This window comes from Streptomyces sp. NPDC057638 (assembly GCF_042800315.1).
Classification (GTDB): domain Bacteria; phylum Actinomycetota; class Actinomycetes; order Streptomycetales; family Streptomycetaceae; genus Streptomyces.
Genome location: NZ_JBHVHF010000566.1, coordinates 1 through 2129, shown reverse-complemented (window position 1 = coordinate 2129; position 2129 = coordinate 1). Strand labels below are relative to the sequence as shown.

Genomic DNA, 2129 nt, shown 5'->3' with positions numbered 1-2129 from the left:
GCCCTCTGTTCACGAGGGCGTGCGCCGCCTCCGCCGTACCGGAGTGGTGGCGCGGGTCAGCGCAGGGCCGCGTACCCCGGCCGGATGACCTCGTCGATCAGCCGGCGCCGCTCCGGCAGCGGCGCGAACGCCGACTCCATCGCCGCGACCGTCAGCTCCTCGAAGACCTCGGGACCGTAGCCGAACGCCTCCGTCATATGCGCGAACTCCTGGCTCATCGTGGTCCCCGACACCAGCCGGTTGTCCGTGTTGAGCGTGACCCGGAAGTCCAGACGGCGCAGCAGGTCGATGGGGTGGCTGGCGTAGTCCTTGGCGGCACCGGTCTGGAGGTTGGAGGTCGGGCAGACCTCCAGCGGGACCCGGTTGTCGCGCAGGAAGGCGGCCAGCTCGCCCAGGGTCGCCGTGCCGTCCTCGTGGACGGTGATGTCATCGGCGATCCGCACCCCGTGGCCGATCCGCTCGGCGCCGCAGATCTGCACCGCCTCATGGATCGACTCGACCCCGGCGGCCTCGCCCGCGTGGATGGTGAAGTGGCAGTTGTGCCGCTTGAGGTGCTGGAAGGCGGGCAGATGGCGGGCGGGCGGGTTACCGGCCTCGCCCCCGGCGATATCGAACCCGGCGACCCCGGCGTCCCGGTGGGCGACCGTGAGCTCGGCTATCTCCAGTGAGCGGTCGGTGTGCCGCATCCCGGTGAGCAGCGCGCGGACCGTGATCCGGCCACCGGTACGGCGCTCGCCCGCCCGGAAGCCGTCGTTCACGGCGGTGACGACCTCGTCCAGGGTCAGCCCGCGCTCCAGATGCTGCTCGGGCGCGTAGCGCACCTCCGCGTAGACGACCCCGTCGGCGGCCAGGTCCTCGGCGCACTCGGCGGCGATTCGCTCCAGGGCGGACCGCGTCTGCATCACGGCGCAGGTGTGCGCGAAGGTCTCCAGATACCGCTCCAGCGAACCGGAGTCCGCCGCCTCACGGAACCACACGGCCAGCTCGGCCGGGTCCTCGGTGGGCAGTCCCGGGTAACCGTGCTCGCGGGCCAGCTCGACGATGGTCTCGGGGCGCAGCCCACCGTCGAGGTGGTCGTGGAGAACGACCTTGGGCGCGCGAAGGATGTCAGACAGATGCATGCGATGGGAGTGTACGGGAGGGTTCGGGCCCCTTCTGACCTGCGACGGGGTGGGGTGATCAGCGCCACGTGAGGCTCCGGCCACAGCCGCCGTCGCCCCTCTGGGGAACCTACGAATACCGGTCGGCTCACTCGTACGGACGTACTACGGCGGGCCCGGCGGACGGCCGCGAGCCATGCTGGGGAACATGAGAGCCAAGGACCGGGGCGGGCGGGTACGCGAGTGGTTCACCCCCGCGCGGACGGTGGGTCTGGTGCTGGCGGCCCTGGCCGTCGTCCTCATCGTGGAGAACACCCGCGAGATCGAGATCCGGCTGATCGTGCCGGTGGTCACGATGCCGCTCTATCTCGCGCTGCTGCTGATGTTCCTGCTCGGGGTGGTGTGCGGCGGACTCTACTTCCGCCGCTCCCGAGGAGGTGAGCCCGGAGGCCGCCGAACCCGGCAGTCGTAGGACAGCGGCAGCGACAGGCAGCGCCCTGGCCCGTCACGGTCGCACCGACGGCAACCGCGGCAGCCGGGCTCCGGTGGCATGTTCGGGGGGTGCAGGGTCGCCCCCGCAGGGAGTGGCGGGGCAACGAGGTCTCGTGGAACTCGGGCGTCTCGTCCGCCGCTCCCGAGGAGGTGAGCCCGGAGGCCACCGAACCCGGCAGCCGAAGGACAGCGGCAGCGACGGGCTGCGCTCTGGCCCGTCACGGTCGCACCCGCCGGTACCGACGCGGCCGGGCTCCGGTGGCATGTTCGGGGGGTGCAGGGTCGCCCCCGCAGGGAGTGGCGGGGCAACCAGGTCTGGCGGAACTCGGGCGTCTCGTCCGCCGCTCCCGAGGAGGTGAGCCCGGAGGCCGCCGAACCCGGCAGCCGAAGGACAGCGGCAGCGACAGGCAGCGCACCTGCACCCCGCCGCGCCGCCTGCACCCCGCCGCGCCGCCTGCACCCCGCCGTGCCGCCTGCACCCCGCCGTGCCGCCCGCACCCCGCCCCGCCGCCCGCACCCCGCCGCGCCCCGCCGCCC

At 73.0% G+C, this 2129-nt stretch carries 2 protein-coding genes; one reads left to right on the top strand and one right to left on the bottom strand.

Features of this window, described 5'->3' with window-relative positions; translation table 11 throughout:
- Positions 1 to 56: 56 nt before the first annotated feature.
- A complete protein-coding gene (locus ACFVIM_RS34805; RefSeq protein ID WP_384310304.1) occupies positions 57 to 1121 on the bottom strand; it encodes an adenosine deaminase in 1065 nt (354 codons plus the stop codon).
- Positions 1122 to 1308: 187 nt separating this feature from the next.
- Between ACFVIM_RS34805 and ACFVIM_RS34800 the strand changes: the two genes are divergently transcribed.
- Positions 1309 to 1572: a lipopolysaccharide assembly protein LapA domain-containing protein gene (locus ACFVIM_RS34800; protein ID WP_384310301.1), complete on the top strand. Its 264-nt coding sequence runs from the start codon at positions 1309 to 1311 to the stop codon at positions 1570 to 1572.
- The last annotated feature ends 557 nt before the right edge of the window (positions 1573 to 2129 follow it).